This window comes from Streptomyces sp. NPDC025833 (assembly GCF_055558055.1).
In genome coordinates this window covers 84,848-111,347 of record NZ_JBVHNF010000001.1, presented here as the reverse complement: position 1 = coordinate 111,347, position 26,500 = coordinate 84,848, and the positions used below count along the sequence as shown (strand labels likewise).

Annotated in this window: 23 protein-coding genes; 12 read left to right on the top strand and 11 right to left on the bottom strand. The window is 74.5% G+C overall.

Features of this window, described 5'->3' with window-relative positions:
• Nucleotides 1–9 precede the first annotated feature (9 nt).
• From ACZ4K2_RS00525 to ACZ4K2_RS00515, 3 genes are all read right to left on the bottom strand, one after another.
• On the bottom strand, nt 10–471 hold the full coding sequence (locus tag ACZ4K2_RS00525; RefSeq protein WP_467477673.1) for a hypothetical protein: 462 nt from the start codon (nt 469–471) through the stop codon (nt 10–12).
• A 248-nt stretch (nt 472–719) separates the two neighbouring features.
• Nucleotides 720–1,928 carry a chitinase gene (locus tag ACZ4K2_RS00520; protein WP_467477670.1) on the bottom strand — a complete coding sequence of 403 codons (1,209 nt, stop codon included), beginning with the start codon at nt 1,926–1,928 and terminating at the stop codon, nt 720–722.
• A 119-nt stretch (nt 1,929–2,047) separates the two neighbouring features.
• Nucleotides 2,048–4,219: a glycoside hydrolase family 31 protein gene (locus tag ACZ4K2_RS00515; RefSeq protein ID WP_467477837.1), complete on the bottom strand. Its 2,172-nt coding sequence runs from the start codon at nt 4,217–4,219 to the stop codon at nt 2,048–2,050.
• Nucleotides 4,220–5,039: 820 nt separating this feature from the next.
• On the opposite strand from ACZ4K2_RS00515, the gene ACZ4K2_RS00510 reads away from it, so the two are divergent.
• The 4 genes from ACZ4K2_RS00510 to ACZ4K2_RS00495 all read left to right on the top strand — a co-directional run bounded on the left by ACZ4K2_RS00510 (nt 5,040) and on the right by ACZ4K2_RS00495 (nt 7,638).
• A complete protein-coding gene (locus ACZ4K2_RS00510; protein WP_467477669.1) occupies nt 5,040–6,083 on the top strand; it encodes an alpha/beta fold hydrolase in 1,044 nt (347 codons plus the stop codon).
• Between the two features lie 109 nt (nt 6,084–6,192).
• Nucleotides 6,193–6,387, top strand: coding sequence for a hypothetical protein (locus ACZ4K2_RS00505; protein WP_467477667.1), 195 nt, complete (start codon nt 6,193–6,195; stop codon nt 6,385–6,387).
• 45 nt (nt 6,388–6,432) lie between these two features.
• Nucleotides 6,433–6,993, top strand: coding sequence for a CGNR zinc finger domain-containing protein (locus ACZ4K2_RS00500; RefSeq protein WP_467477664.1), 561 nt, complete (start codon nt 6,433–6,435; stop codon nt 6,991–6,993).
• 90 nt (nt 6,994–7,083) lie between these two features.
• Nucleotides 7,084–7,638 carry a flavoprotein gene (locus ACZ4K2_RS00495; protein ID WP_467477661.1) on the top strand — a complete coding sequence of 185 codons (555 nt, stop codon included), beginning with the start codon at nt 7,084–7,086 and terminating at the stop codon, nt 7,636–7,638.
• Between the two features lie 121 nt (nt 7,639–7,759).
• On the opposite strand, the gene ACZ4K2_RS00490 is transcribed toward ACZ4K2_RS00495, so the two are convergent.
• Nucleotides 7,760–8,761, bottom strand: a complete 1,002-nt coding sequence (locus tag ACZ4K2_RS00490; RefSeq protein WP_467477658.1) for a Ppx/GppA family phosphatase — start codon at nt 8,759–8,761, stop codon at nt 7,760–7,762.
• A gap of 424 nt (nt 8,762–9,185) precedes the next feature.
• Here ACZ4K2_RS00490 and ACZ4K2_RS00485 point away from each other — a divergent pair, with 424 nt between their 5' ends.
• The 4 genes from ACZ4K2_RS00485 (at nt 9,186) to ACZ4K2_RS00470 (ending at nt 15,012) form a co-directional block, all read left to right on the top strand.
• On the top strand, nt 9,186–10,853 hold the full coding sequence (locus ACZ4K2_RS00485) for a phosphodiester glycosidase family protein (protein WP_467477655.1): 1,668 nt from the start codon (nt 9,186–9,188) through the stop codon (nt 10,851–10,853).
• 187 nt (nt 10,854–11,040) lie between these two features.
• The gene (locus ACZ4K2_RS00480) at nt 11,041–12,198 is read left to right on the top strand and encodes an FAD-dependent oxidoreductase (RefSeq protein ID WP_467477652.1); all 1,158 of its coding nucleotides are present in this window, start codon (nt 11,041–11,043) and stop codon (nt 12,196–12,198) included.
• 144 nt (nt 12,199–12,342) lie between these two features.
• Nucleotides 12,343–14,127: an RICIN domain-containing protein gene (locus tag ACZ4K2_RS00475; protein WP_467477650.1), complete on the top strand. Its 1,785-nt coding sequence runs from the start codon at nt 12,343–12,345 to the stop codon at nt 14,125–14,127.
• 63 nt (nt 14,128–14,190) lie between these two features.
• Complete coding sequence (locus tag ACZ4K2_RS00470) at nt 14,191–15,012, top strand: inositol monophosphatase family protein (protein ID WP_467477648.1); 822 nt, start codon at nt 14,191–14,193, stop codon at nt 15,010–15,012.
• A 145-nt stretch (nt 15,013–15,157) separates the two neighbouring features.
• Here the strand turns inward: ACZ4K2_RS00470 and ACZ4K2_RS00465 are convergent, their stop codons facing one another.
• Nucleotides 15,158–16,108, bottom strand: a complete 951-nt coding sequence (locus tag ACZ4K2_RS00465; RefSeq protein ID WP_467477645.1) for a helix-turn-helix transcriptional regulator — start codon at nt 16,106–16,108, stop codon at nt 15,158–15,160.
• 133 nt (nt 16,109–16,241) lie between these two features.
• On the opposite strand from ACZ4K2_RS00465, the gene ACZ4K2_RS00460 reads away from it, so the two are divergent.
• The 3 genes from ACZ4K2_RS00460 (at nt 16,242) to ACZ4K2_RS00450 (ending at nt 19,600) form a co-directional block, all read left to right on the top strand.
• Nucleotides 16,242–16,595: an ANTAR domain-containing protein gene (locus tag ACZ4K2_RS00460; RefSeq protein WP_467477643.1), complete on the top strand. Its 354-nt coding sequence runs from the start codon at nt 16,242–16,244 to the stop codon at nt 16,593–16,595.
• Entirely contained in the window at nt 16,537–16,899 is a 363-nt protein-coding gene (locus tag ACZ4K2_RS00455; protein ID WP_467477639.1) for an Orn/Lys/Arg family decarboxylase, read from the top strand. The genes ACZ4K2_RS00460 and ACZ4K2_RS00455 overlap by 59 nt, the downstream gene beginning before the upstream one ends.
• A 421-nt stretch (nt 16,900–17,320) precedes the next feature.
• Entirely contained in the window at nt 17,321–19,600 is a 2,280-nt protein-coding gene (locus tag ACZ4K2_RS00450) for a catalase (RefSeq protein WP_467477635.1), read from the top strand.
• Between the two features lie 227 nt (nt 19,601–19,827).
• On the opposite strand, the gene ACZ4K2_RS00445 is transcribed toward ACZ4K2_RS00450, so the two are convergent.
• The 6 genes from ACZ4K2_RS00445 to ACZ4K2_RS00420 form a co-directional block, all read right to left on the bottom strand.
• The gene (locus ACZ4K2_RS00445) at nt 19,828–21,486 is read right to left on the bottom strand and encodes a PP2C family protein-serine/threonine phosphatase (protein ID WP_467477632.1); all 1,659 of its coding nucleotides are present in this window, start codon (nt 21,484–21,486) and stop codon (nt 19,828–19,830) included.
• Nucleotides 21,483–21,767, bottom strand: a complete 285-nt coding sequence (locus tag ACZ4K2_RS00440; protein WP_467769934.1) for a hypothetical protein — start codon at nt 21,765–21,767, stop codon at nt 21,483–21,485. The genes ACZ4K2_RS00445 and ACZ4K2_RS00440 overlap by 4 nt, the downstream gene beginning before the upstream one ends.
• Nucleotides 21,768–21,772: 5 nt before the next feature.
• Nucleotides 21,773–22,219: an ATP-binding protein gene (locus tag ACZ4K2_RS00435; protein ID WP_467477628.1), complete on the bottom strand. Its 447-nt coding sequence runs from the start codon at nt 22,217–22,219 to the stop codon at nt 21,773–21,775.
• Nucleotides 22,219–22,599: an STAS domain-containing protein gene (locus ACZ4K2_RS00430; RefSeq protein ID WP_467477625.1), complete on the bottom strand. Its 381-nt coding sequence runs from the start codon at nt 22,597–22,599 to the stop codon at nt 22,219–22,221. The genes ACZ4K2_RS00435 and ACZ4K2_RS00430 overlap by 1 nt, the downstream gene beginning before the upstream one ends.
• On the bottom strand, nt 22,596–23,489 hold the full coding sequence (locus ACZ4K2_RS00425; RefSeq protein WP_467477833.1) for an STAS domain-containing protein: 894 nt from the start codon (nt 23,487–23,489) through the stop codon (nt 22,596–22,598). Before ACZ4K2_RS00425 ends, ACZ4K2_RS00430 begins: the two co-directional genes overlap by 4 nt.
• Nucleotides 23,490–23,963: 474 nt before the next feature.
• Nucleotides 23,964–25,112, bottom strand: a complete 1,149-nt coding sequence (locus tag ACZ4K2_RS00420; RefSeq protein ID WP_467477623.1) for an acyltransferase family protein — start codon at nt 25,110–25,112, stop codon at nt 23,964–23,966.
• 929 nt (nt 25,113–26,041) lie between these two features.
• Between ACZ4K2_RS00420 and ACZ4K2_RS00415 the strand changes: the two genes are divergently transcribed.
• Nucleotides 26,042–26,479: a Fur family transcriptional regulator gene (locus ACZ4K2_RS00415; RefSeq protein ID WP_467477620.1), complete on the top strand. Its 438-nt coding sequence runs from the start codon at nt 26,042–26,044 to the stop codon at nt 26,477–26,479.
• Nucleotides 26,480–26,500 lie beyond the last annotated feature (21 nt).

The following is a 26,500-nucleotide window of genomic DNA, read 5'->3' as shown; positions in this document are numbered from 1 at the left end:
GGCCGGCCGTCAGTCCCAGAGCTGGTAGGACATGACCTGCTGGTAGCCCTGGGGGCGGGCCCCCGGGTAGGTCAGGCTCAGCCGCACGAAGCGCGTGAACTCCGGGTGCTTGCGCCAGGTCTGCGAGCCGTTCAGCCGGACCGTCACCGGATAGGACCGGAAGGTGCCGGCCGCGCAGTACGGCACGCAGTCGTTGACCATGTTGACGCCCACGGCGGTCGCCTTGCCGGGACTCCACTGGCTCCAGTGGAGATCGGTGAGGCGGCTGTTGCCGTCACCGCAGGCCAGCAGGAAGTCTTCGGGGCGGACGGTGCGGTGCCACAGGCAGTCCACCAGGACGGGCTGGGACAGACTGGGCCACGAAGGCGTCGTCGCGCGGTCCGGCGGACCGGCCGTGGCCGTTGTCATGCTCGCTGTCAGCAGGACTCCCGCCGTCAGGGTGACCGCCGTTCCCATCAGTGATCCGCGCATGGCCGCTCCCACTGTCGTGCCGTGTCCGACCGCGTCCTCCTGACGCTACGACCGTCCCGCCGTTCGCACCAGTCGCGCAGGTCGGGGCGCCTGCCGACGGTGGGCGCGGCCGGTTCCGCGGGCACCCGGCCAGGCCCGCCGAGGCCGTGACGGGCGCCCGCGGAAAGGGACGTGTTCAGGGTGGTGAACTCCGAACACGTCCCTGGTCCCCGATGGTCCGAGGTGCCGGACCCGTCACGCCGGGAGGGTCAGCAGGCCCCCTCGTCCTCCCACGGCCCCCACTGCGAGGCGCCGGGCGCCTCGTTCTGCGTCCACCACCTGGCCTTCCAGTTGTGCTTGTTGTACGAGACCTCGCTGCCGCCCGTGTAGGCCGTCGCCGAGTTCCAGGCCGACTTGCAGGAAGCCGGAGTCGGGGTCGGGGTGGGCGTCGGGGTGGTGGTGGGCGGGGTGACCCCGGCGAACTTGACCGAGAACTTGGCGAAGTCCCAGGGGCCCTGCGCCACGCTGGAGCAGGTGCCGGACGTCCGGCCGCCGTTGTCGGCGGGGGTGCACTGCCGGTCGCGGTTGAGCGACCAGAAGGTGAACCGGTCCATGTGGTGGCTCGTGGCGTAGTCGAGCACCGTCTGGAAGTCGGCCTGCGAGAAGTACTCACCCGTGTCGCTGCGCCCGTTCATGCCCGAGAAGCCCTCGTGGGCGTAGGCGGTGGCCTCGTCCCAGCCGAAGGTGGACCGCAGGACCGCGTTGAAGTTGGTGAGCGCGCTGGTCTGGCTCGCCGCCCCGTTGAACCCGCCGTCGAACGGCATGATGGAGAAGTTGTTGGGGGTGAAGCCCTGCGCCTTGGCCTCCAGCAGCATCTGCTTGCCGAACCAGCCGGTGCCGTCCGCCGTGCCGGCCGTGGTCACGGAGACGTACAGCCCCGGGTTGTTCTGCTGGAGGATCTTCGCGGCGCCGATCTCGTTCCTGATGGCCGCGGTGTTCTCGTACTCCGGCTCCTCCAGGTCGAAGTCGATGGCGTGCAGGCCGTACTTGGTGATGACCTGCTGGTAGGCCGCCGCGGTGGACGCCGGGTCGGCGCAGGCCTGACCGAGTTTGGTGCCGCCGTAGCCGCCGATGGAGACCGAGACGTCGCCTCCCTTGGCCCGGATGCCGTCGATCACCGACCGCACCGCGGTGTCCGAGGAGACCGGGGCCGTGCCGTCCCAAGTGGGCGTGCAGCCTCCGCCGTTGGGGGCGAGGATGAAGGCCAGCTGGAACGCCTTCAGGCCGGTGGCGTCCATGATGGCGGCCGCGTCCGGCGGGTTGTTGTCCTGCGGCATCAGGTAGGGCGCGGCGGCGTACCAGCGGTTGTCGAGCGCGGTGGTCGCGCCCGAGGCGTTGCCCGCGACCAGTGCGGTGGTGCCGGCCGCGGCGAGGGCCACGACAGCCGTCGCGCCCAGACATGCCCGAAGACGTCTCATGCGTGCCTCCAGAGGGTGGGGACCCCGATCGGGGAGCCCCACCCTCGGGTAACTGTTGAGGTCACGTCAATGAGTTGGACTAGACCAAATTGCTCTTTGGACTAGACCATACGTTTCCTTTACCTTCCGTCGACCAGGCGCACGGTGAAGGCGCCGTCGAGCGGCAGGCGCGGGGTGCTCACCGTCGTGACGTGCGTGGCGGCGTCGTACGACCATGCGGCGCGCGGCAGCCGGCGCCCGTCCAGCAGGACCCGCGCGGGTGCCGGGCCGCCGTGCACGGTGAACCGGTACGCGCGGGCGTCCACCTTGCCCGCGTAGTCGCCCTCGCTCGCGCCGAGCGTCACGGTGGTGCCGCGGGCGTCCGCGCGCATCGAGACGCGCTGGGTGGCCGCCGCGCCCCCGGTGAACTCCCGGCTCACCCCGTCGTCCTCGTACAGGGTGTAGCGGCTGGTGCCGTGCGCGGCCGGGTACAGGTCCCAGTCCAGCTCGTGCCGGTCACGGGTCTGCCAACTCGTCGTGCCCTTCGGCCACATGGGCACGATCGCCCCCTCGCGCACGAACAGCGGCAGGGTGTCCAGCGGGGCGTGGTAGCCGTCGACCGTGGTGGGCCCCCGGTAGGTGCGGCCGGTGCGGTAGTCGGTCCAGGTGCCCTTCGGCAGGTAGATGCCGTCGCGGGTGGCGGAGTGCTCGTAGACCGGCGCGACCAGGAAGTCCGGACCGGACAGGAACTCGTACTTCGCCCCGGCGCCGAGGGTGGCGGGGTCGTCCGGGTACTCCAGCCACAGCGGACGCACCGCGCCCACACCGGTCTTCGCAGCCTGGGCGGACAGCGTGTACATGTACGGCAGCAGCCGCTCCTTGAGCTGGAGGTAGGCGCGGTTGACCGAGGTGTACGGCTCGCCGTCCACCCAGGGCTGCTGATCGGCCGGCTTGCCCGTGGTGATGTCGCTCGCCCAGCCGTCCATCGTCATGACGGCCGGGAGGAACGCCTTCCACTGGAGGTCGCGGGTGTACATCTCGGCGTCGTGGCGGTAGATGCTGCCCACGTCACCGGTGTTGTAGGCGATGCCGGACATCGTCGCGCCGGCGTAGGTCGGGATCTGCCACCGGATGTAGTCCCAGGACAGCTTCTGGTCGCCGCTCCACAGCACCCCGCAGCGCTGGGCGCCCGCCCAGGACACCGGCAGCCACACGAAACCGCGGGCGTCGCTGTTGTCCTCGATGCCCTTCTTCGCCGCGTCGCATGCGTCGAGCGCGAACTTGTAGCCGTTGCCCACCCAGGCCACGTCCAGCTTCGCCACCCGCTGGCCGGCCTTCACCTGGTCGGCGAGCTCGTCGATGCCGTCCTGGGTCCACAGGCCGAGCTGCGCGTGGTGGTCCCTCAGGCCCTCGGCGGTCTGCCCCAGGTTCTCGTAGCCGCAGCCGTACCCGTCGTTGACCAGCATCCAGCCCAGCGGCATCCCGTGCTCGGTGTAGCCGTCGGCCACCTTCAGGGCGTCCAGCGTGTGCCGCTCGCCCCGGTTGGCGTTGTGCAGGTAGCAGTCGGAGTCGCCGGGTTCGAGGCCGTACACCGGCGGCATGAAGGGCTTGCCCACCAGCGCCGTGTACTTGCCGATGACCTGCTTCGCGTCACCGAGGAGGTAGTAGGCGTCCAGCCGCCGTTCCTGCTGCCCGGTGGTGACGGGGGAGCCGAAGGTGTACACGCCGGGCGCGAAGGTGTTGCGGAAGACGCCGTAGCCGGCGCTGGAGAGGTAGAAGGGCTGCGAGTTGTTGTAACCGCCCTCGTTCCAGTCGAAGCTGTTGGCCACGTACACGGTCCGCCCGCGGTGCGAGAAGCCGCCGTTCTGCTCGCCGCCGCCGAAGAACTGCTCGTCGGCGCCGCGCACGAGGCTCTGCCGCATCCCGCCGGTCGACCAGCGCAGCGGCTTGTCCTCCTGCCAGATCCGGGTGCGGTCGTCGGGCGCGTACAGCCCGAACCGCAGCGGTTTCTTGTACACGCGCAGCACGGCGTCGGGGGAGCGGATGCCGTAGTACGCGCCCGCGTCGAAGGTGGACGTGCGGCGCTGGAGTGCGGGGCGCTCGCGCACGATGGCGGTGCCGGCGGGGTCGCCGAGCGAGCCCGAGGGGTCGGCCTGGAGCCGCAGCCGGCCGTCCGTCAGGAAGTCCGCGCGCGCGGTCAGCCGGCCGGCGCCGATGGTGTAACTGCCGTCGCCGCCGCGGAAGGACGTGAGGTCCCCGGCGTCCTCGGTCGCGGGCAGGTAGGCGGTCCCGGTGACGGAGCCGTCGCGCACGTCGTACGGCACCACGACCACGTGGTACGTCCCCGACGCCCGCGGGATCACCGTGGCCTCGGGATCGGCGGTGCCCGCGCTGGACGCCACCTGCTCGCCGTGGTCGTCGTAGACGTACAGGTCGAAGTCGTCCGAGGGGTGCTCCCACGCGATCGACAGCGGGACGCCCCCCTCGGGGTTGTCGTCCCAGTAGCCGTCCGGCACCGAGACGGTCAGGTCGAAGCGGTCGCAGACCCGGCCGTCCGGGTCGTCGTCGGCTGCGGGGCACTTCTCGGGGCCGCCGCCCGTGCCCTTGGCGTAGACCGGGCTCCGCCAGTCGACGCGGGCATGGGCGGCGTCCAGCACGGCGCCGGTCGCGGTGGCGGCGGCCTGGGCCGGGACCGGGGCGACGAGCGCGGTCCCGGCCAGGACGCCCGCCAGTCCCAGCGGTATCCAGGCCGGCCACGGCACACGGTGTCGGAGTCTTCGCACGGCGGAACAGCTCCCCTCGCACCTTTGCGGACTGACTGTTCGTTACGCGGTGTTGCTGCACGGTGTTGCTCGGAACAGCTCGAAATGAGCGCCAATCAAGCAACTTCAAGCATGAAGCCTCGGGGTCGTGCAGGTTCATGTCAATAGCGCCTGAGGTGCCGAGGGTGAAGGGGTGGAGAGGTCACCTGTCTGGTCGGTGAGCTTTCGAGGGTGGAAGGCCGCAATGTCGCCGGGAGTTGGCGCGCAATAATGTGCCGAAGTACTTCGTCACCGTCTTGACCGGTGACGCATGCTCTGCGACAGTGGTCGCCCGGAACGGAACGTGGTGACGGACTCCCGGAGGGTTCAGATGATCGACAGGCGTACGTTCGGCAGGGTGCTCGGCACGGGCGCGGCGGCCGTTTCGCTGAGCGGTCCGCTGGGGGCCCGGGCCGCCTCCGCCGCCGCACCCGACGGGACCGCGGCACCGGCCGCGCCCGGCGCGCACACCTCGTTCCCCCGCCTGAAACGGGTCCGGGCCGGCCTGCTGGACGTCGGCTACGCCGAACTCGGCCCCGCCCGCGGCCCCGCCGTCGTCTGCCTGCACGGCTGGCCCTACGACATCCACAGCTACGTCGACGTCGCCCCGCTGCTGGCCGCGGAGGGCTACCGGGTGATCGTTCCGTACCTGCGCGGCCACGGCACGACGCGGTTCCGCTCCGGCCGGACGTCCCGCAACGCCCAGCAGTCGGCCGTCGCCCTCGACGTCGTCGCCCTCATGGACGCCCTGAGGATCGAGCGGGCCGTCCTGGCGGGCTTCGACTGGGGCTCGCGCACCGCCGGCATCATCGCCGCGCTCTGGCCCGAACGCTGCAAGGCCCTCGTCCCGGTGGGCGGTTACCTCGTCACCGACCGCCGGGCGAACCTCCGGCCGCTGGCGCCCGCGGCCGAACACGTCTGGTGGTACCAGTACTACTTCGCCACCGAGCGGGGCCGGCTCGCCATGGAGGACAAGGCCCTGCGCCACGACCTGGCCAGGCTCGTCTGGGACACGGTCTCCCCGACCTGGGACTTCGACGACGCCACCTTCGCACGCACCGCGGCGGCCTTCGACCATCCCGACCACGCGGCCGTCGTCATCCACAACTACCGCTGGCGGCTGGGCCTCGCCGACGGCGAGCGCCGCTACGACCGGCTGGAGGAGCGGCTCGCCGCGCGTCCGGCCATCGGGGTGCCCACCATCGCCCTCGACGCCGAGCGGGACCCCTTCACCGCTCCCGGCGGCGGCGCCTCGTACCGGGACAGGTTCACGGGCGCGTACGAGCACCGGACCCTGACGGGGATCGGGCACAACGTCCCCCAGGAGGCCCCCGCCGCCTTCGCCCGAGCGGTACTCGACGCGGACCGCCTCTGACCCCCGGCGGCCCGCCCTCCCGCTCACCCGCCCGAGGGGTGACCCGCACGCCACGCGGACCGGATGCCGACCGCCCCCACACCGGACCAGGACCGAACGGAGCCACGTCATGGAGAACCCGCCCGCCGCGGAGAGCGCCGCGGCCGCCCGCCGAGCGCGTTTCGGCACACTGCCCGAGCGCATCCGCTTCCAGGACATGACCGAGGAGAGGCCGGCCGCGCCGCACGACCCGGCGCGGTACGGCCACGACCCGGAGCGGTCGTGGACGTCCTTCTCCTGCCTCGCCCTCGACCTCGGGCTGTGAGCGGGGTCCTTGCCCGGCCCCCGGGTCACCGGCCAGAATGGTGATGTGAACCTCGACCACGTCTTCGTCTGCGGGCACCCGGCGCTCGACTTCGCCGCCACGCTCCGGGCCCGCCGCTCCGTCCGCTTCGAGATGTTCGCGACGCCGGAGAGGCTGACCGCGTGGTACGTGGAGTCCGGCCTCGTCGACGCGGTCGCGCCCGCCCGGGAGGCCGACGTGGAACGGGCCACGGCCGTCCGGGAGGCCGTCTACCGGCTGGTCACCGCCCGCCGGCTCGGCGAGGAGTACGACGGGGCGGCGCTGGCCGTGGTGAACGACGCGGCACGCAGGCCACCGGCGGTGCCGCAGCTCACCCCGGCGGGCCGCTGGACGCAGGCCACCCCCGAGGAAGCCCTCTCCCTGGTGGCGCGGCACGCCGTCGAGCTGCTGAGCGGACCGGACGTGCCCCTGCTCAAGGAGTGCGGCAACCCCGAGTGCACCCGCACCTACATCGACCGCTCGCGGGGCATGCGCCGGCAGTGGTGCGGGATGGAGTCCTGCGGCAACAGGATCAAGGCGGCGGCCTACCGCGCCCGCCGGAGGTCCGCGGCCGCGCCGGCCCGGTGAGCGCCCGCGCCCCGGAGCCGTCCGCCGGGCGCGGAGGCCGTCGTAGGCTGCCGGGACCGTAGCCCCTTCAGCGCCGACCGGAGGCCCCGCGTGAGCGATCCGACCGCACCGGAGAAGAAGCCGTTCCTGTACGTCGTCGTCTGCGCGAGCGGGGTCGCCGGTGACGTCGGCAAGCTGATCACCGCGGCGCAGGAGGCGGGCTGGGACGTCGGCGTCGTCGCCACACCGCAGGGACTGGGCTTCATCGACGCGCGGGCGGTCGAGGCGCGGACCGGCCATCCGATCCGCTCCGCCTGGCGGCTGCCGGGGGAGCCGCGCCCCCTGCCGCCCGCGGACGCCATCGCGGTCGCCCCCGCCACGTTCAACACCATCAACAAGTGGGCCGCCGGCGTCTCCGACACCCTCGCCCTGGGCATCCTGTGCGAGGCGTACGGCATGGGCGTCCCGACGGTGGCGCTGCCCTGCCTGAACGCCGCCCAGGCCGCCCACCCGGCCTACCGGCAGAGCCTCGACCGGCTGCGCGGGATGGGGGTGCTCATCGGCTCCTGGGAGCCCCACCGGGCCGGAACCCCTGGAGCGGCGGGCCACTTCCGCTGGGAAGAGGCCCTGGAACTGCTGGCCGCCGTGGCACACCCCGCGCGGTGAACCCGCACCCGGCGCCCTGAACCGTCACCCCGGGCCCTGAACCGTCACCCCGGGCCCTGAACCGCGCCCGCGTTCCGCGAGAGGAGCGCACGGACCCCCGCCCGCCCCGGCTGCCCGCCGGTCACGCCGACGGGCTCGCTATCCGCAGCGAGGCCGCCGGGGCCGGTGCCGCGGTGGCGGCCGTGGCGTCCGTCCACCAGTCGGCGCCGTCCTCGCCGTACCGCAGCAGCACGCCCTCGCGGATCGCCCACGGACACACGACGGCCCGGGACAGGCCCATCAGCTTCAGCGCCGTGTGCCCGACGACCGCTCCGGCCAGGCTCTGGGCGGCGCGCGGCGCGGAGATGCCGGGCAGCAGCGCCCGTTCGGCGGCCGGCAGCGCGGCGAGCGCCCGCACCGCCCCGCCGAGGTCACGGCACATCAGTTCCCGCTCCACGAACGGGCCGTAGCGCCCCGGCGCGGCCCCGCACAGCCGGGCCAGCTGCTGGAACGTACGGGAGGTGACGGCCGTGGTCCGCGGCCCCTCCCAGCGGATCCGCGAGGCCACGTCCCGCAGTTCGTGCCGGACCCGGCGCCGCAGCTCCTTCAGCTCGTCCGGCCCGGGCGGATCCTGGAGGCTCAGGTACTCCCGGGTCAGCCGGCTCGCGCCGAGCGGCAGCGACGCGGCGAAGTCCGGCAGCCGGCCCCGTCCGAAGGCCACCTCCAGCGAGCCCCCGCCGATGTCCAGCAGCGCCAGCGGGCCCGCCTTCCAGCCCAGCCAGCGGCGGGCCGCGAGGAAGGTCAGCTCGGCCTCCGTCTCACCGGGCAGGGTGCACATGCGGATTCCCGTCCCGGACGCCACCCGGCGCAGCACCTCGTCGCGGTTCGGGGCGGTGCGGACCACCGTCGTGGCGAAGGCCAGCGGCCCCGCCGCGTGCCATCTTCGGGCCGTCGCGCCCGCCGCGCCCACCGCCTTCACCAGCCGCTCCACCGCCTCGTCGGCGATCGTGCCGTCCGGGCCGACCTGTTCGGACAGGCGCAGCTTCCACTTCACCGTGTGCACGGGCAGCGGAACGCCACCCTCCACGTCGGCGACGACCAACCGGACCGTGTTCGAACCCGCATCCACCACACTCACCCGCATGGCCGGCACCTACCCACTCCACCGGCGACGACGCCTTCCACGGGGGGCGTCCCGGTGCACGCCGGGCCCGCCGCGCGCACCGCGACCGGCGCGCGCGGCGGACCCGGCCGGTCAGGCGGTGCGCCGGGCGCCCGGTCCGGCGGCGGAGTGCGCACGCGGCGGCCCGCCGACGCGGGCCCCGGGCGGCCGTGTTCCGGCCACGAGCACCGGCCGAACGGCGCGATCCGGTCCCCGGCCTTCCGCGTGTGCCGGTGAGGGCCGGGGAAGACATCGACTGACCCCCCCCTCGCGGCGCTGCCGAGTTCACCTGCCTGTCGTACTTCCTTCGATTCGCCACGCGGCGGTTGTCACTTCCGGCCGGTGAAGTGGACGACAGTTGCCGAGGTGCGTTGTCGCGCCCGAACCGTTCGTGAGGTGCATGCGCATGCGTCGTTCCCAAGCCCAGGGTGCCGCACGGGGCTCCGCTCACGTCCGTGCCCGAGTCGCGACGACCGTCGTGCTCGCCGTGACGGCACCGGCGTTACTGTCCGGCGCGGCGGAGGCGGGCCCCGTCTCCGAGGCGCCCGCCGCGCAAGCCGTACGGGCCGCGCAGCCCGCGGCGACCGAGCGCTGGACGACCAGGACCCTCGCCCCCGGGGTCACGGTCCGCACCGGAGTCATCCTGAACTCCGCCTCCAAGCACTCCTGGACGGTGACCGTCCAGACCCGGAGCAGGACCCGCTGGCCCGTGGCCGACCCGGACTCGCCCGCCGCCTGGGCCGAGGTGGGCACCCGCCGCTGGGCCGACGAGACGGCCCGCAAGCTGACCGAGGCCCGCTTCGAGCCGAGGGTGGAGAGCGTGCAGTGGCCCCGGTACGCCGACACCCCGCAAGGACTGATGGGGTACCGGGTCCGCGTCGGCCGCTTCACCACCAACGCGGCGGCGAAGCAGGCGGCCTCGGCGATCGACGCGGCCGGCTTCCACACCGTCCTGAACTGGACCGGCTACAACGTCCAGGAACTGCCCGACCGCGAGAACGCCCAGGTCGCGGTCATCGACCCGAAGACGTTCGGGGGACGCGTCGAGGTCACCCACGACGGCGACGTGACGCGCCGGGAGACCACCTCGGCGGTGGCCCGGAAACTGGGCTCCCTGGTCGGGGTCAACGGCGGCTTCTTCGTGGTGTCGGCGGGCGACGGCGTGCCGGGCACCATGTCCGGGATCGGCGCCTACCGGGGCGTACTGGGCTCGATGGCGTCCGGTTCGCGGTCCGCGCTGCTCATCGGGGACGGCGGGCGCAACGTCCGCATCGCCCGCCTCACGAGCACCGCCACCGCCCGGTCCGGGCAGGCCGCCTTCCAGATCCAGGGCATCAACCGGGTGCCGGGCACGGTCCTCGGGTGCGGCCGGCCCGGCAGCACGCCCAGCCCGCTGCCCTGGCAGGACGTACGCTGCCACCTCGCGGACGACCTGGTCCGCTTCACCCCCGCCTTCGGGGCCGCCCTGCCCACCGGGCCCGGCAGACAGGCCGTGCTCGACGCGTCCGGGCGGGTCGTCTCCACCGGTGCGCGCGGCGGCCGGGTGCCCGCGGGCGGGAGCGTGCTCCAGGGCATCGGACGGGCCGGGACCTGGCTCACGGCGCACGCCAAGCCCGGCACCACCGTCCAGGTCGGCGAGGTGGTCCGCACGGCCGACGGCAAGCGCGTCACCCTCGGCCGCGGCGACTCGATCGCCGGCGCGGCACCGACGCTGGTGAAGGACGGCCGCATCGACATCGGCGCCGCCGCGGAGGGAGTGGTCGACCCCCAGTACCCGCACTTCGGGTACGGGTGGACCGACGTCCGCAAGCCCCGCACCCTGGCGGGCCTCGACAAGCGGGGCCGGCTGATCCTGGCGACGGTCGACGGGCGGCACAAGAGCGGCAGCGAGGGATACACCCTCTACGAGTCCGCCGCCTTCATGAAGTCCCTCGGCGCCGTGCAGGCGATGAACCTCGACGGCGGCGGCTCCACGACGATGACCGTCAACGGCACACTGGTCAACCACCCGTCCGACACCGCCGGCGAACGCCCCGTCGGCGACACCGTCCAGGTCGTCCCGGCGGCCCGCTGACGCCCTCCGGGACCGCACGACCCGACCGGGCCGGCCCCGCACCGCCGCCGGCCCGGTCCGGGACCGCGGCGGGGCGCCGGCCGTGTCCGGATCCCGGCCCCGGACGTCCCGGTACGCCCGCCGCTCCCCTTGGATGGTCACGACCGCTGCCGGCGCGCGACAGCGGCGGGCGACCGGAACGGGTGCGATGAGAGTACTGGTGATCGGCGGGGGCATCGCGGGGACCGCGACCGCCCTGGCACTGCGCAAGGCCGGCTTCGGCAGCACCGTGTTCGAGGCCCACCCGGACTCGGCCGAGGACATCGGCGCCTTCCTGACCCTGGCGAGCAACGGCATGCGCGCGCTGGCCGCGCTGGACGCCACGGACGCCGTCACGGCCGTCGGTTTTCCGCTGACTTCCCTGCGGCTGCTGGACAGCGGGGGCGCCGAGGTGACGCACGTGCCGATGGGCGAGGCGGCCGACCCCGCCCTGCGCTACCGCTGCCTGCGCCGCGGCGAGTTGAACGCCGCGCTCCAGGGCGAGGCGGTCCGGCGCGGCGTCCGGCTGCGCCACGGTGCCCGGCTGGTGTCCGTGACCGGCGGCCCGGACGGCGTCACCGCCCACTTCGCCGACGGCACCGCGGCCACCGGGGACCTGCTCGTCGGAGCCGACGGCGTGCACTCGACCGTACGCCGGCTGCTCGTGCCCGGGGTGCGGCCCCGGTACGCCGGGCAGCGCGTCTACTACGGCTACACCGGCACCGGGGCCGCGTCCGCGCCGGGCCCGGACGGCGCCATCACCATGGTGCGGGGCAGCGGGGCCGCCTTCGGGTACGCGGTGTCCCCGGCGGGGGAGACGTACTGGTTCGCCCGCGTCGGCGGCGAGCCGCTGCCCGCCGGGGCGCCCCCGGCGCCGCCCGCCGTGCTGCGCGGCCGGCTGCTGCCGCTGCTGCGGGCGGACGCCACGCCCGCCGCCGCCCTGGTCGAGGCCGCCGCCGACGCGATCACGGCCACCGACGCCACGGAACTGCCGCTCGGCACCACCTGGCACACCGGTCGCGTGCTGCTCGTCGGCGACGCGGCGCACGCGGCCTCCCCGGCCACCGGCCAGGGCGCCTCCATGGCCCTGGAGGACGCCGTCGTCCTGGCCAAGGCTCTGCGCGACCAGCCCGGCCCGGACGCCGCGGTGGCGTCCTACGAGCGGCACCGCCGACCGCGGGTGGAGCACAACATCACCGTCAGCGGCGGCCTCTCGCGCGGCACCCGCGCGCCGTCCGGCCCGCCCGCCGCGGGCCCGGACGAGCGGCTCGCCGCCCAATTGGCCTGGGACACACCGCTGCCCGCCACCCCACCCACCCTGGCCTGACCGCACCGCCCCGGCGGAGGTGCGCCGGGTCCCCGGTGCGAAAGTGCAAGAGGCGGCGCACGGGAGTCCATTGCCGGGACCGGGCCGCGGCCGGATCGTTCCGTGGCATCCGACCTTCGGCAATCAGGAGCTCCCGTGCCACTGTTGAGCAGCACAGGCGGCGCCGTGGCCGTGGCCCTCGCCCTCGTCCTGGGCGGCGGCACCACGTCCCCCGCGCAGGCCGCGCCCCCCGGCGCCGCCGGCTACACCGTGACCGTCGGAACACCGGTACCGTTCACCCACCCCACGGACACGCCCGCCACCCCGTACCTCGACCGGGACGGCACCTTCCACTACCAGCAGTCCGCCGCGCTCTACGGCGCGGACGACCCACGGGTCTGGGACTTCTACACCGGGAAGGACTTCGACACCGCGACCTACGACAGGAAGCTCAGCGAGGCCGTGGACCCGGCCCGCCCCGCCGACCGCAACGACGACACCACCTGGCGCTGCAACAACAGCCCGACCGGCCGCGAGGCGAGCTACGCCCCGAGCGGTTCGCACTACGCGCAGAAGAACTACTGCGACCTGTCCGGGGTGTGGATCGACCCCGACACGGGTGACTGGTACGGCCTGGTGCACAACGAGTTCACGCCGCAGCCCTTCGGCGACGGGCTGCACTACGACGCCGTCGACTACGCCGTCTCCACCGACCGCGGGCTCACCTGGACCGTCAAGGACCACGTGCTCACCTCGCCGTACAGCACGAAGCGCGGCGACACCACGGCCTTCCCGCAGCAGACGTACTCCTACGGCGACGGCGACCAGCGGCTGTTCGCCGACACGGCCTCCGGCTACTTCTACGTCTACTACGGCTCGCGGATCGTCGACAAGAACGGCGGCTGGAAGGCGTTCCACGAGCACGTGGCCCGCGCCCCGATCGCCGCGAAGATGGCCCCCGGCTCCTGGCGCAAGTGGTACGACGGCGCCTGGTCGCAGCCGGGCACGGGCGGCCGGGAGAGCAACATCGTCCCCGTCGACGCGGCCCACCCCACCGGCTACACCCCCGCCTCCGCCGAGTACGACCCGGCCACCCCCGGTACCGCCGCCGAGCAGATCGCGGCAGGCAGGATGCCCCCGACGTCACCGCTGTTCGTGATGAACATCGCCTGGGACGCCCACCTCGGCCGCTACCTCGGCACCCCGCAGGCCGTCGACCAGAGTGGCGGCGCCCCCCAGTACCTGTACGCCACCGACGACCTGGCCACCCAGAAGTGGCGGCTCATCGGCGACACCGGTGACTACACCACCGCCTCCTGGTACCGCTGGTTCCTGGACGGCGCCACCCGCACCGGCTCCGCCGTCGTCGGCCGGACGTTCCGCGCCTACTGCTCCTTCGGCTGCTCCCACGGCTCGTCCGGCGAGTACGTCGACCTCACCGTCACCCCCTCCACGCCCGCGCGCCCGCCGGTGGAGCCCGGCCGCCGGTACCGCGTCGCCGGCGGCACGGGCCGTGTCCTCGCCCAGGAGTCCGCCGGTACCGCCGTCACCTCCGTGGCGCCGTCCACCGGCTCCGCCCGCGCCGCGTGGTCCTTCACCCCGACCGGCGACGGCGCCTTCACCCTCACCAACGCGGCGACCGGCCGGCTGCTCGGCGTCGACTCCTCCCGGCCGGCCGGCCGCGCCTGGGGCGCCCGGCCCACGGCGGGTCCGGCCCCGGCCGGCGGACCGGCCGTCGGCCAGCAGTGGTTCGTGATCCCGTGCACCACGGCCGACGGCACCTACCGCCTGGTGAACCGCTACAGCGGGCTGGTGCTGGGCCTGTCCGGCACCGCCGGCCGGCTCGCCGAGACCACCCCGCTGCGCACCTGGACGGCCGCCGGCACGTCCTCCCCCGGCGCCGGACGCACCGCGGCGGAACAGACCCTGACCCTGTCACCCGCCCCCTAGACCGGCCCCCTCGGCCGAACCCCTTCCCGCGGCGGCCGGGCGGCTCCTCCGTAAGCTGCGCCCATGTCGATCACTCACGGGGAATCCGACGCCCGGCTGGCGGTGACCGCGGCCCTGGCCGGCGCGGCGGTGGTGCGCGAGCTGTACGGGCGGCGGCTGGAGCGGTACGAGAAGTCCGGCGGCGACTTCGCGACGGAGGCGGACGTCGCCGCCGAGCGGGCCGTCCTCGACGTGCTGGGCGCCGCCCGGCCCGGGGACGCGGTCACGGCCGAGGAGAGCGGCCCCGGCGGCGCCGCCGGGGCCGGCCGGCGCTGGCTGGTCGACCCGCTGTGCGGCACCCTCAACTACGCCGTCGGGACCATGCTCGTCGGCGTGAACGTGGCGCTGCGGGTGGGCCCGGACGTCACGGCGGCGGCGACGGCCGACCCGTTCGGCGGCGAGGTGTTCTGGACCGACGGGGAACGGACCCGGGTCCGCCGGGACGGTGCCGACACCGAGGCGGTGCCCACGGCCGCGTCCGCGCTGGTGGACGTCAACCTCGACCCGCCGTTCCCGAACGCGCCCGGCTTCCGGGCGGCCGGGCTGCTCGGCGACCCCGGCTTCCAGCGGCGGTTCCGGCCCCGGGTCATCTCCAGCACCCTGGCGGTGGCCTGGGTCGCCGCCGGACGCCGGGCCGCCTACGTCACCGACGGAGACCTCACCGACAGCGTGCACTTCGCCGCGGGCATCGCGCTGTGCCGGGCCGCCGGCTGCACCGTGACCGGGCTGTACGGCGAACCGGTCCACACCGGGGCGGGCGGGCTGATCGCGGCGGCCGACGCTGAGACCCACGCCGCCCTGCTGGACCTGGTCGAAAACCAGGCCGAGCCGTCGCGGCGGGCCTGAGCCGGCGGGCTCCGGTCCACCTGCCCCTCCGCCGCGCCGGGTGCGGGAGACGACTGCCGGAAGCTTGTCGCGCGCCTGGTTCCGGACCGGGCGTCCCGCGCCGGCCGCGTCCCGCCCGGAGACCCGCTGCCGGGCGGGGCGCGCGTCAGTCGCCGGCCAGGGTCCTGCTCGGGGCCCGGCGGTAGGTGTCCCGGTACAGGGAGGAGAACCGGCCGGGGTGGTGGAAGCCCCAGCGGGCCGCGATCCGCGTCACCGTGGCCCCGGTTGCGGGGTCGGCCGCGACCAGGTCGTGGTGGGCGTGCGCGAGCCGCACCCGGCGCAACTGGGCCAGCGGGGTGGTGTCCAGGTGGCGGCGGAAGGAGTACTGGAGCGCGCGTACCGTCACATGGGCCGCCGCGGCGATGTCGGCCACCGTGACGGGCCGGTCCGCGTGGTCGTCGATGTAGGCGAGCGCGCGCCGCAGTACCGCGGGGTGCAGGTCGTCCTGACCGGCGCCCGCGGGCTCGTCCAGCGTGTTGGGGAACGCGCCCAGGACGCTCGCCGCCAGGTGCTGGGTGGCGGTGGCGGCGATCAGCGGCTGGTCGGCGACCTCGGGATCGGTGAGCACCGTGTCCCGCAGGTGGCTGATGGTCCGCGTCAGCTGCCGCGCGGCCGCCGCCGAACGGGGCCGGTGACCGGTCAGCCGCACCGGCCGGGAGTCGTCCGGACCGGCCGCCACCTGGGAGAGCAGCGCCGGGTCCAGCATGGTGACGGTGTAGCGGGCGTTGCGGATGCGCCCCCAGTACGGCAGGTCCGGCTGGGCGAACAGCACCGCGTCACCCGGGCCGTAGGAGTCCTCGACGCCTGGGAATCCGTGCTCCGGAACGGTCCCCTCGTGCAGGACGAACAGGCAGATCCGGCCCAGCGGATTCACCGCGTACTCCATCTCGAAGTCCAGGACCAGGTCGTCGACGCTCATCGACGCCAGGCCGCAGCGGTGGACCCGGGCCCGGTTCGAGCCGGGGGTGCCGCTGCCGATCCGCATCCGGGCGTAGGCCTGACTGAAGAAGTCCTCCGTCTCGTCCAGGTCGTCGCTGTCGAAGGTGAGCGATTCCATGCAGCTTCCCCTGCCCGCTCCCGACGCTCGTATGTATCGGCTGACCAGTCCTTTTTCGTTTTCTGTACAGGGTCGAGCCCAGTCGTTCGCCCAGCGGCTGGCACCCGGCCGCGGCACTGCTCAAGGTGATCACATGATCGGACGTGACGAGCAGGCGACGGACCGGCTGAAGGCCCTCCAGGCGGAGGTCGACCAACTGCGGCAGGCCCTGGTCTCGCACGCCCTGGTCGACCAGGCGATCGGCGTGGTCATCACCATGTCCCGGCTCAGACCCGAGCAGGGCTGGGACGTCCTCAAGCACGTCTCGCAGCACACCAACATCAAACTGCGCGAGGTGGCGCGCTGCCTGGTGGAATGGCCCGCCCGCGGCGGGCTGCCCCAGGTGATCCGCGAGGCCCTGCCCGGCGCGGTGGAGCACGCCCGCACCCGTGACGGGGCCGGCGGGCAGCACGACGAGTGGGAGGTCCGCTGCGGCCGGCCGGCCTGAGCGCCGCGCCGCCCCCGCGCCCGGTTCCGCCCGAACGCGCCCCCCCGGGGCCCTCGGAAGGCGCCGGGCCGCCGGGTTTGTGGTCCGCCGGGGGTGCAACCCGGTGCCCGCCGAACGGGCCGTGGGCCGCGTCGCCGCCGAGACGATCAGCCCCTACCCGCCGGGCGTGCCCGCCGTGGCACCCGGTGAGGTGATCACCGAGGCGGTCGTCGACTACCTGCGCAGCGGCATGGCGCACGGCTTCCTCGTCCCGGACGCCGCGGACTCCTCCCTGGAGACCCTGCGCGTCATGGCGCGCCCCTGACCGGCCCATTCGAACTGCGCGGTCCCGGGTCAGCGCCTAGGGTGACGTGTGCGGACGGCCGGTACGTGCGTCCGCTCCGGGTCAAGAAGCCGGCCCTGCTGACGAAGACGTCCTCGGTGGGGGGCACTTGGCCCTGCCGGGCGTCCCCGGGTCCGGACCCCTGCGTCCGGCGGGCCTGCCGTTTCGGCAACTCGACATGAGACGGTCCGATTTCACCCCGACCGGAAATCATCGCGATTCCCGGTTTCGGACGCCCCGGCCCGGGGACCTCGGTACGGGGGCCGCGGTCGGCCCTCTTTTCTTCACGTTCCACCCGTAATGACCAGTCGTCGGCCGTACGCCCCCGGCGTGGCCACCGCGTATCGGGCACCCCTCGCCTGTGCCGAGCCCGCCCCCGTGACCAGCGAAGGAATAGGACCGAATGAGCGAGACGAACCCCCTGAAGCGAGCGGCGGACAAGGTGGCGGACGCCCTGCAGGGAGGGCCCGCGGGCCCGGAGGACGGCATCCCGGGCAAGCCGGGCTCCCAGTCGCCGACGGTCGCCGAGCCGACCGAGCCGCACGAGCCGCTCCCGCCCAAGCCCGACCAGAGCGGCCCGGCCACCGTCTCCCCGACCGGCCAGCCGACCGGCGCCGACCAGGCACGCTTGGCCCAGAGCGGCGCCTACCTGACCAACGCCCAGGGCACGCGGCTGTACGACACCGACCACTCCCTCAAGGCGGGACCCCGCGGCCCGGTGCTCCTCCAGGACCACCACCTGCGCGAGAAGATCATGCACTTCGACCACGAGCGCATCCCCGAGCGCGTGGTCCACGCCCGCGGCGCCGGTGTGCACGGGGTCTTCCGCAGCTACGGCACCGCGGCCAACGTGACCAAGGCCGCCTTCCTCGCCGAGGACGTCGAGACCCCGGTGTTCGTCCGCTTCTCCACCGTGCTCGGCTCGCGCGGCTCCTCCGACACGGTCCGCGACACCCGGGGCTTCGCCACGAAGTTCTACACCAGCGAGGGCGTGTTCGACCTCGTCGGCAACAACATCCCGGTGTTCTTCATCCAGGACGCCATCAAGTTCCCGGACGTCATCCACGCCGGCAAGCCGCACCCGGACCGGGAGATCCCGCAGGCCCAGAGCGCCCACGACACCTTCTGGGACTTCGTCACCCTGCACACCGAGGCCACCCACCACACGCTGTGGAACATGTCCGACCGCGGCATCCCGCGCTCGTTCCGCACGATGGAGGGCTTCGGCGTCCACACCTTCCGGCTGGTCGACGCGGCCGGCGGCACGACGCTGGTGAAGTTCCACTGGAAGCCGAAGCTGGGCGTGCACTCCCTGGTGTGGGAGGAGGCGCAGATCGTCAACGGCGTCGATCCGGACTTCCACCGCCGCGACCTGTACGACGCCATCGAGGCGGGCGCCTACCCGGAGTGGGAACTGGGCATCCAGACCTTCCCCGACACCCCCGACCAGACCTTCGAGGGCATCGACCTGCTGGACGCCACCAACCTCGTCCCCGAGGAACTGGCCCCCGTGCAGCCGATCGGCCTGCTCACCCTCAACCGCAACCCGTCGAACTTCTTCGCCGAGACCGAGCAGGTCGCCTTCCACGTCGGCCACCTCGTCCCCGGCATCGACGTCACCGACGACCCGCTGCTGGCCGGCCGGCTCTTCTCCTACCTGGACACCCAGATCACCCGGCTGGGCGGCCCCAACTTCCCGCAGATCCCGATCAACCGGCCGCACGCGCCGGTCAACGACATGCTGCGCGACGGCTTCCACCAGACGGCCGTGCACCGGGGCGTGGCCCCCTACCGGCCCAACTCCCTCGACGGCGGCTGCCCGTTCACCGCGGGCGCGGACATGGGCGCGTACATCGAGGCGCCCGTGCGGGTCCCCGAGGCCACCAAGGTCCGCGAGGCACCCGAGTCGTTCGACGACCACTTCAGCCAGCCGCGCCGGTTCTGGCTCAGCATGAGCCCGGTGGAGCGCGAGCACATCATCGGCGCCTACTCCTTCGAACTCGGCAAGTGCTACGAGCAGGCCATCCGGGAGCGGGCGTTGCAGGTCCTGGCGAACATCGACCCGGAGCTGTGCGCGGGCGTCGCCGCCGGTCTCGGCCTGCCCGCCCCGGAGCCCACCGTGCCGCTGGCCGACGTCGCGCCGAGCCCCGCCCTCTCCCAGGTCGGGCGGACCTGGCCCACCGACGGCCGGATCATCGGCATCGTCACCGGCCCCGACGGCGACCTCGACGGCGTGCGGGCCGTCCGCCAGGCGGTGCTCGACGGCGGCATGGTCCCGCTGATCATCGCCCCGGTCGGCGGCACCCTCGGCGACGGCTCCGACGCCCTCACCGTCCAGCGGACCTACAACACCGCGCGCTCCGTGGAGTTCGACGCGCTGCTGGTCGCCGGCACCCCCGGCGTGGGCGCCGACGCCTACGGCGCCCGGGACGCCAAGGCGGGCCAGCCCACCAGCCTGCCGGGCACACCGGACCCGCGTGTCGGGCTGCTGCTGGCGGAGGCGTACCGGCACGGGAAGGCCATCGGCGCCGCCAAGGGCGGACAGGCGGCACTGGAGGCGGCCGCCATCCCGCTCGAAGCACCCGGCGTCGTCGCCGGGGACGAGGCCACCGCCGTGTTCCAGCAGCTCGCCCAGCTGCTGGGCGCGCACCGGGTCTGGGAACGCTTCCCGTCCGCCGCCTGACCGGCCGGACGCGGGAACACGCCGTCCGGGCCCGGCCCGGACGGCGTACCAGGAGAGGCGGCCGGCGCCCGACGCGGTCGTGACGGCGGCGCCCCGGCGTCAAGCAGTGCGGCAGGACACGCGTCTTCGGCGCCGGGCTGTCGAACCCCGCCGCCGGCAGCGCCTGCGGCTCCGGCCGGCACCCGCCGTGCGCCGGCCCCCGCGACCGGGGGCCGGCGCGGTGCTGTTCACGCCCGGTCGGTGCGGCACAGCAGCAGGCAGATGTCGTCGTCGTGCTCGGAGTCGTGCAGCATCGGCTTGAGCAGCGAGTCGGCCGCCGTGTCCAGATCCGCCAGTTCCGCCGGGCCGAGGGAGCCCATGGCCCGGGCGAGCCGGTCGATGCCCGCGTCGATCCCGGCCGACCGCCGCTCCACCAGACCGTCCGTGTACAGCGCGAGCGTGGACCCCGCCGCCAGATCGACGGCGTGCTCCTCGTACTCGTACGGCAGCGGGACGCCCAGCATGATCCCCGGTTTCTCCTCCAGTACCCGCATCTCGCCCCCGGGGCCGCGGATGACGCCCGGCGGATGCCCCGCGGCGGCCCACACCACCCCCGGCTCACCCGGGGTGAACCGGGCGATCGCGCAGGTCGCGTACAGCTCCGGCTCCTGGTGGCGGAGCATCCGGTGCAGCAGGGTGAGGATCCGCGCCGGGCCGTTGCCCTCCACGGCGTAGGCCCGCAGGGCGGTGCGGAGCTGGCCCATGATGACCGCCGCGCGCAGCCCGTGCCCCGTGACGTCCCCTATCACCGTCAGCACGCTGCCGTCCGGCTGCGAGAACGCGTCGTACCAGTCGCCGCCGATGTTCAGGCCGTGCGTCGCCGGCAGGTAGCGGGCGGCCAGCGCCAGGCCCGGGGTGGTGGGCAGGTCGGTCAGCTGGGCCCGCTGGAGGGCCTCGGCGACGTCCCGGTGCTGCTCGTACCGGCGGGCGTTGTCCAGCGCGGTACCCGCCCGCCGGGCCAGCTCCAGCAGCATCACCGTGGTGTCCGGGTCGAACCGGTCGCCGGGGGCGGCGAGCGTCAGCACGCCCTGCACCGTGCGCGTGAGCAGCGGCAGGCACAGCACCGGCCGGTCCGGGAAGAGCGCCGAGGCCGGCAGGTCGTCCACGCCCGGGAGCCCACCGGGGTGCGGGCCCGCGTGCTGGGGGCGGCCGGTGCGCACCGCGGCCACCGCCGCCGGCTCGCCCGGCGAGGCCGCCTCCTCGCCCAGCAGCCACACGTCCACGTACCGGGCGTACTCGGGGACCAGCAGCTCGGGCAGCCGGCGCAGGATGTCCTCGTGCTCCAGCGAGGCGCTGAGGAGGGCGCTCGAATCGGCCAGGAAGGTCAGCAGCCGGCGCGCCTTCTCCGCCTCGGCGCGGGCCGCCCGCTCGGCGTCCAGGAGTTCGCGCTGCGCCAGCGCGGCCGCGTCCAGTTCGGCGTGCAGCGCCAGTACGCCCTGGTTGGTCTGGTGCAGCTCCTCGCGGTGGAGCCGCAGCAGCTCCTCCGTCTCGGTCAGGCCGTCCAGCAGCGCGGCCGCGGTCTCGTCGGCGTCCAGCAGCGCCTCGGCGAGCGGCGCGTCGTCCGGGCCGGGCAGCGGGCCGGACAGGGGGGAGGGGCAGGCGACGGTGTGCCGCCAGGGCTCCGGTCCGTCCAGCGCCACCCGCAGCTCCCCGCCGGCGGCGGCCACGGTGAGTTCCGTGCCGCCCGCGTCGACGCCGCGCAGCAGCCGGCGGCCGAACGCGGTCAGGAACCGGGCGCGCTCGGGCGCGGGCACCCCGGTGTCCACGGTGAGCCGCGCGAGCAGGGCGCGGGCGCGGGCCGCGTCGGCGGCGCGGGTGATGGTCAGGTGGGCGGAGGCGGATGTCATGGGCGTCGGTCCGGTGGTCGGTGGGCCAGTACGGCCACGGTGGCGTCGTCGCGTACGGGGCGGGCGGGGCTGCCCGCGGCACGCAGGAGCGCCGCGGCCGTCACCGACGGTTCGTGGGGGAGCAGCAGGGGGTCCTCCGGTGGTGTCCGGCGGCCGGGCAGGCCGTCGCTGTGCGGGACGAGCACGTCGTCGGGGCGCGGCGGGGCCGGCCCCGCCGCCTGGCGGGCCGCCGTCCGCGTGTCCCGGACGCGCGTGAAGTCGTGCACCGGGATCTCCCGCACCCGGCTCATTTCACCCCCGGGCGGGACGCGCGCACCTGGGCCACCCAGGCGACGGCCGTGACGGTCGTGCCCCGGCCGGGCTCGGTGTCGACGGCGAACTCCTGCACCAGCCGCCGGGCACCGCTCAGCCCGAGCCCGAGGCCGCCGCCGGTGGTGTAGCCGTCGGTCATGGCCAGCTCCAGGTCGCGGATGCCCGGGCCGCTGTCGACGAAGGACATCCGCAGGCCCCGGCCGCGGCCGTCGTCCAGGGCCGTGAGGTCGGCCCGCCCGCCGCCGCCGTACACCAGCGTGTTGCGGGCCAGCTCGCTCGCCGCCGTCACCAGCTTGGTCTGCTGCACCAGGCCGAAGCCGAGCTCGGCCGCGTGCTGCCGCACCTGCCGCCGGACCCGGGCCAGGTCCGCGTCCGAGCCGATGGGCAGGCTCGTCATGGACGCCTGTCCGGAGGACCGCATCAGCTCCCCTCCCGGGACAGCAGTTCCAGGGCGCGCTCGACGTCCAGGACGCTGACCAGGCCGGGCAGCGCGAGGCCCAGCTCGACCAGGGTCACGGCCACCGCCGGCCGCATCCCGGCCAGGACCGTGCGGGCCCCCAGCAGCCGGGCCGCGGAGGCGATCTCCGCCAGCACCCGGCCGAGGAAAGGGTCGACCACGTCCATCCCGGAGACGTCGAGCACCACACCGGTCACCCGGCCGGTGGCGATGCGGGCGGTGATGTCGTGCCGCAGCCGGTCGGCCGTGCCGTCGTGCGGTTCGCCCTGGAGCGAGACGAGCGCGACGTCGCCCAGGGCGAGCACCGGCGCCGGGGTCGGCTGGGCGGGGGCGGGGGGATTCACCGGGCACTCGCACCCTCGCCGGTGCGGGAGATCTCGACGCCCTGCCGGCCCAGCGCGTACGCGAGCGCGTCGGCCAGCGAGGCGCGGGTCTGCACCGGGCCCAGGTCGATGCCGAGCTGCACGATGGTCTGCGCGATCGCGGGTCGGACGCCGGAGACGATGCACTCGGCGCCCATCAGCCGGGCCGCGGCGACCGTCTTCATCAGGTGCTGCGCGACGAGCGAGTCGACGGCCGAGACCCCGGTGATGTCCAGGATGGCGTACCTGGCCCGCTGCTCCTCGACGGCCTCCAGCAGCGACTCCATCACGACCTGGCTGCGCGCGCTGTCCAGCGTCCCGATCAGCGGCACCGCGACCGTGCCCTCCCACAGCGCGATGACCGGGGTGGCCACCTCCAGGAGCTGCTGCCGCTGCCGCTCGATCAGGTCCGCGTCGGCCTCCAGCGCCGTCTCCATCACCACCAGGCGCAGCGTGCCCAGCAGCAGGGTCAGTGCCAGCACCGGCTCCTGGGCCGGCGGGGCCGCGGGGTCGGCGAACTCCGCGCGCAGCAATCCGGTCACGGGCTCGCGCAGTGCGGCCACCTCCCCGGCGATCTGCGCGGGCGTGAACCCGCTGCGGGTCCGGTTCGCGGACATCCGGCCGAGCTGGTCGCGCACGGTGCCGAAGCCGGGGGCGGTGATGTCCTCCAGCCGTCCGCTCGCGGCCACCTCGGCCAGCGCGTCCACCACGGCCTTGCACGCCTCGACCGCCTCGTCGCGGGAGACGGTGAAGACGGAGCGGAACAGGGGGGCGTCGGCCCAGCGCCGGGCGATCTGCTCCCTGCGCCGTTCCAGGAAGGAACTCACGACGCGTGGTGCCGACGCGTCCGCGTCCTGCTCGGGCACTGTCATCATCTCCTCTCGCCCAGCCCGGGTGCGCCGGCCGGCCGGCCCTCCGAACCCGATCGACGCCGGCCGCCCACCGTAACTCCCGGCGTCCGACCTGGCCAAACCCGCTCCGAGCACACCACAGCCACGTCAACTCCCTTACTAGTGGGGGGAGTTGGCGTGGCGGGCCGGACGGTGCGGTGGCCGGGCCGGGGGGCGCGCGGCGGCGCCGGTGCCCGGGCGGGCACCGGCGGCCGTACCGGGGGCCGCGGGGCGGGCCGCCGGCCGGCAGCGCCGCAGGACGGGCGTCGCCGCGCCCGCCGCCGGCCCCCCGGGGTCTGCTTCCCACGCAACGCGTCTCGGCTCCTTCGGTGCGTCCCAACGGTGCCGGCCCGCCGATGTGTGCCGCCGGGCCGGTGTCGGACAGCCGCCTACCCCGAAACCCGTCGGACTTGCCTCACTGTTGCCGACGTCACCCGCGCGTGCGACCCACCGCGGTCAGTCGCGCCCGGACACCGGGACCTCGCCGCGGGCCGCGGCCGGGGCCGGCCGGCGGCGCAGCAGCAGCCGCCGCGCCGGGCACTCCACCGCCTCGTAGAGCACCCAGGACAGGGCGAGGGACACCAGGAACAGCAGCGCGACGACGGCCGTCCCCGGCAGGAAGCCGAAGTGCGGCTTGCGGCCCAGCAGGACGGTCGAGGTCCGCAGCACCAGCAGGTGGATCATGTAGAAGGCGAACGACAGCTCACCGAGCCGCACCAGCCGCGGGCGCCGCCACAGCGACGGCAGCCCCTTCATGTCCGCGACCGCCGCCGCGGGGATGAGCAGGGTGAAACCGGCGATGGTGCACACGATGGCGGGATAGCCGCCGTGGGTGGCCTGCGGCACCATGAAGTAGCCGATGACGGCCAGGGCGAGCGACGCCTCCAGGCCGGGCCCGCGCCAGCGGCCGAGCAGCACCAGCCGGGCGGTGACCGCGCCGAGCACGAACTCGGGCAGTCGCGCGGCCGGCAGCGGGTAGATCGACTGGGACCACCAGTGGTGGTAGTCCGCCCAGGCCAGCACCAGCAGCGCCGCCAGCGACAGCCCGCCCAGCGCGGTGGCGCCGCGCGCCCCGAGCCGGCGCAGCAGCAGGAACAGCGCCGGGAAGGCGGCGTAGAAGAACGCCTCGCAGGCCAGGGACCAGCTCACCGGGTTCAGCGTCTGCCACCACGGGTGCCACCACGAGTGCACCAGCAGCGCGTTGGCCAGCGTCTGCCCGGTGGTGGGCCGGGCCTGGTGCATGACGGTGACCGCCAGGACGAAGGCGACGGCCAGGGTGACCAGGTGCACCGGGAGGATCCGGGCGACACGCCGCCGCCAGAAGGCGAGCGCCCGGTCGCGGGGGCGCGCCGACCAGGTCAGCACGAAGCCGGACAGCACGAAGAAGAACGACACCCCGGTGGCGCCGGGACTGAAGGCCCAGGCCACGAGCTTGCCGCTGGTGCCGCCGAGGTAGCCGAAGTTGTTCACGTGCAGGCCGAACACCAGCAGCGCCGCCATCCAGCGCAACCCGGTGAGGGAGGGCAGGGAGGGCGGTGGCGCCGGTGGCGCCGGGTCTGCCCGGGTGGGCGGCGTCCGGAGTACCCGGGTCGTCGCCGTGGTCATCACATCACCTGCCGGAGGGGGTTCGCGTGGGGCATGAAGGGGTACCGTGCCCGCTCGCCCCGGATTCATCACGCCGCATGCCGAACGTCACACTGCTGCCGAACGACGGACCGCCGTGGATGCCACGGACGGCGGGACCGGTGCACCCGCACGAGTGAGGTGTGCCCGGCCCGCTGACGGACGCGCCCCCACCGGCGGCGGCCGCCGGCGCACGGGCGGACCGCCGGCCGGGGCGCGCCCCGGCTTCCGGGGCCGGATCCCCGCCCTTCGGCCCCGGTCCGTAGACCGCCGGCCGACGGCGTCGTGCCGGTGGCCCCGGCAGGGTGATCTCCATGGAGAGGAGGACGGGAATCGAACGCGCGCAGTTCCTGACCGGCCTGGCCGCCGCGGGCCTCGCCGCCACCGTGCTGCCCGCGGGCCGGGCCGGCGCCGCGCAGGGCGGCCGGGGAGGAGGACGCGCGGTACGGGGCGGGCCGCGGCACCACGGGGTGGTGTACACGGTGGGCGAGGGCGGGACACCGGGCACGGCCTTCAGCGCCGCCCGGATGCGCGGGGACATCCGCGCCGTCCGCCCGCGGGGGCCGGCGGGAGACCCGCTGACCCCGCTCACCCCTTCGGAGGAACGTCCGGCTCGCCGCGCCGCCGGCGCCGGGCGGGGCCACATGATGCGGGCATGCTCCCCGTCCGCCCGCCGGCCGCCCCCCGGCCCACTCCGTGGACACCGGCCGGACCGGCCGCCGTGGCGCCGTCCGCCCGCGCGCGGTTCCGCCGGGAGCGGACCGGCCGGGGTGCCGCGACCGCCGTGCCCGGAGGTCCGGGCACGGGCCGGGCGGGGCCGCGGCGGGACGGGCGGCGGGCGCCGGCACACGGCCGGAATTGGATCGTTCATTTTATTGAACCCTTCGTGTTTATGACGATAGGTTCGCCGCATGACCGCCTCCCCGACACCGACCACCGCCGAGGAACTGCGCGGTGCCGGCCTGCGTGTGACGGCGGCCCGCGTCGCGCTGCTGGAGACCGTCCGGGTCGGCGACCACCTCGGCGTCGAGGCGATCGCCCACGGAGTCCGCGATCGCGTGGGCCACATCTCCCTGCAAGCCGTCTACGAGGCGCTGCACGCGCTGACGGCCGCGGGTCTCGTGCGCCGCATCGAACCGGCCGGTCACCCGGCCCGGTTCGAGGGCCGCGTGGGCGACAACCACCACCACGCCGTGTGCCGGTCCTGCGGCGCCGTCGCCGACGTCGACTGTTCCGTCGGTGACGCGCCCTGCCTGACCGCCTCCGACGACCGCGGCTTCGCCATCGACGAGGCCGAGGTCGTCTACTGGGGCACCTGCCCCGACTGCTCCACCGACCGCGTTTCCTGAGCACCGAGTTGCGCACAGTTC

Coding starts and splice junctions, on each gene's coding strand:
- ACZ4K2_RS00425 (WP_467477833.1), bottom strand. CDS start 23,489: ATGACAGTGCCCGAGCAGGACGCGGACGCGTCGGCACCACGCGTCGTG.
- ACZ4K2_RS00460 (WP_467477643.1), top strand. CDS start 16,242: ATGATCGGACGTGACGAGCAGGCGACGGACCGGCTGAAGGCCCTCCAG.
- ACZ4K2_RS00480 (WP_467477652.1), top strand. CDS start 11,041: ATGAGAGTACTGGTGATCGGCGGGGGCATCGCGGGGACCGCGACCGCC.
- ACZ4K2_RS00525 (WP_467477673.1), bottom strand. CDS start 471: ATGCGCGGATCACTGATGGGAACGGCGGTCACCCTGACGGCGGGAGTC.
- ACZ4K2_RS00415 (WP_467477620.1), top strand. CDS start 26,042: ATGACCGCCTCCCCGACACCGACCACCGCCGAGGAACTGCGCGGTGCC.
- ACZ4K2_RS00485 (WP_467477655.1), top strand. CDS start 9,186: ATGCGTCGTTCCCAAGCCCAGGGTGCCGCACGGGGCTCCGCTCACGTC.
- ACZ4K2_RS00505 (WP_467477667.1), top strand. CDS start 6,193: ATGGAGAACCCGCCCGCCGCGGAGAGCGCCGCGGCCGCCCGCCGAGCG.
- ACZ4K2_RS00450 (WP_467477635.1), top strand. CDS start 17,321: ATGAGCGAGACGAACCCCCTGAAGCGAGCGGCGGACAAGGTGGCGGAC.
- ACZ4K2_RS00520 (WP_467477670.1), bottom strand. CDS start 1,928: ATGAGACGTCTTCGGGCATGTCTGGGCGCGACGGCTGTCGTGGCCCTC.
- ACZ4K2_RS00420 (WP_467477623.1), bottom strand. CDS start 25,112: ATGACCACGGCGACGACCCGGGTACTCCGGACGCCGCCCACCCGGGCA.
- ACZ4K2_RS00490 (WP_467477658.1), bottom strand. CDS start 8,761: ATGCGGGTGAGTGTGGTGGATGCGGGTTCGAACACGGTCCGGTTGGTC.
- ACZ4K2_RS00445 (WP_467477632.1), bottom strand. CDS start 21,486: ATGACATCCGCCTCCGCCCACCTGACCATCACCCGCGCCGCCGACGCG.
- ACZ4K2_RS00470 (WP_467477648.1), top strand. CDS start 14,191: ATGTCGATCACTCACGGGGAATCCGACGCCCGGCTGGCGGTGACCGCG.
- ACZ4K2_RS00510 (WP_467477669.1), top strand. CDS start 5,040: ATGATCGACAGGCGTACGTTCGGCAGGGTGCTCGGCACGGGCGCGGCG.
- ACZ4K2_RS00465 (WP_467477645.1), bottom strand. CDS start 16,108: ATGGAATCGCTCACCTTCGACAGCGACGACCTGGACGAGACGGAGGAC.
- ACZ4K2_RS00435 (WP_467477628.1), bottom strand. CDS start 22,219: ATGCGGTCCTCCGGACAGGCGTCCATGACGAGCCTGCCCATCGGCTCG.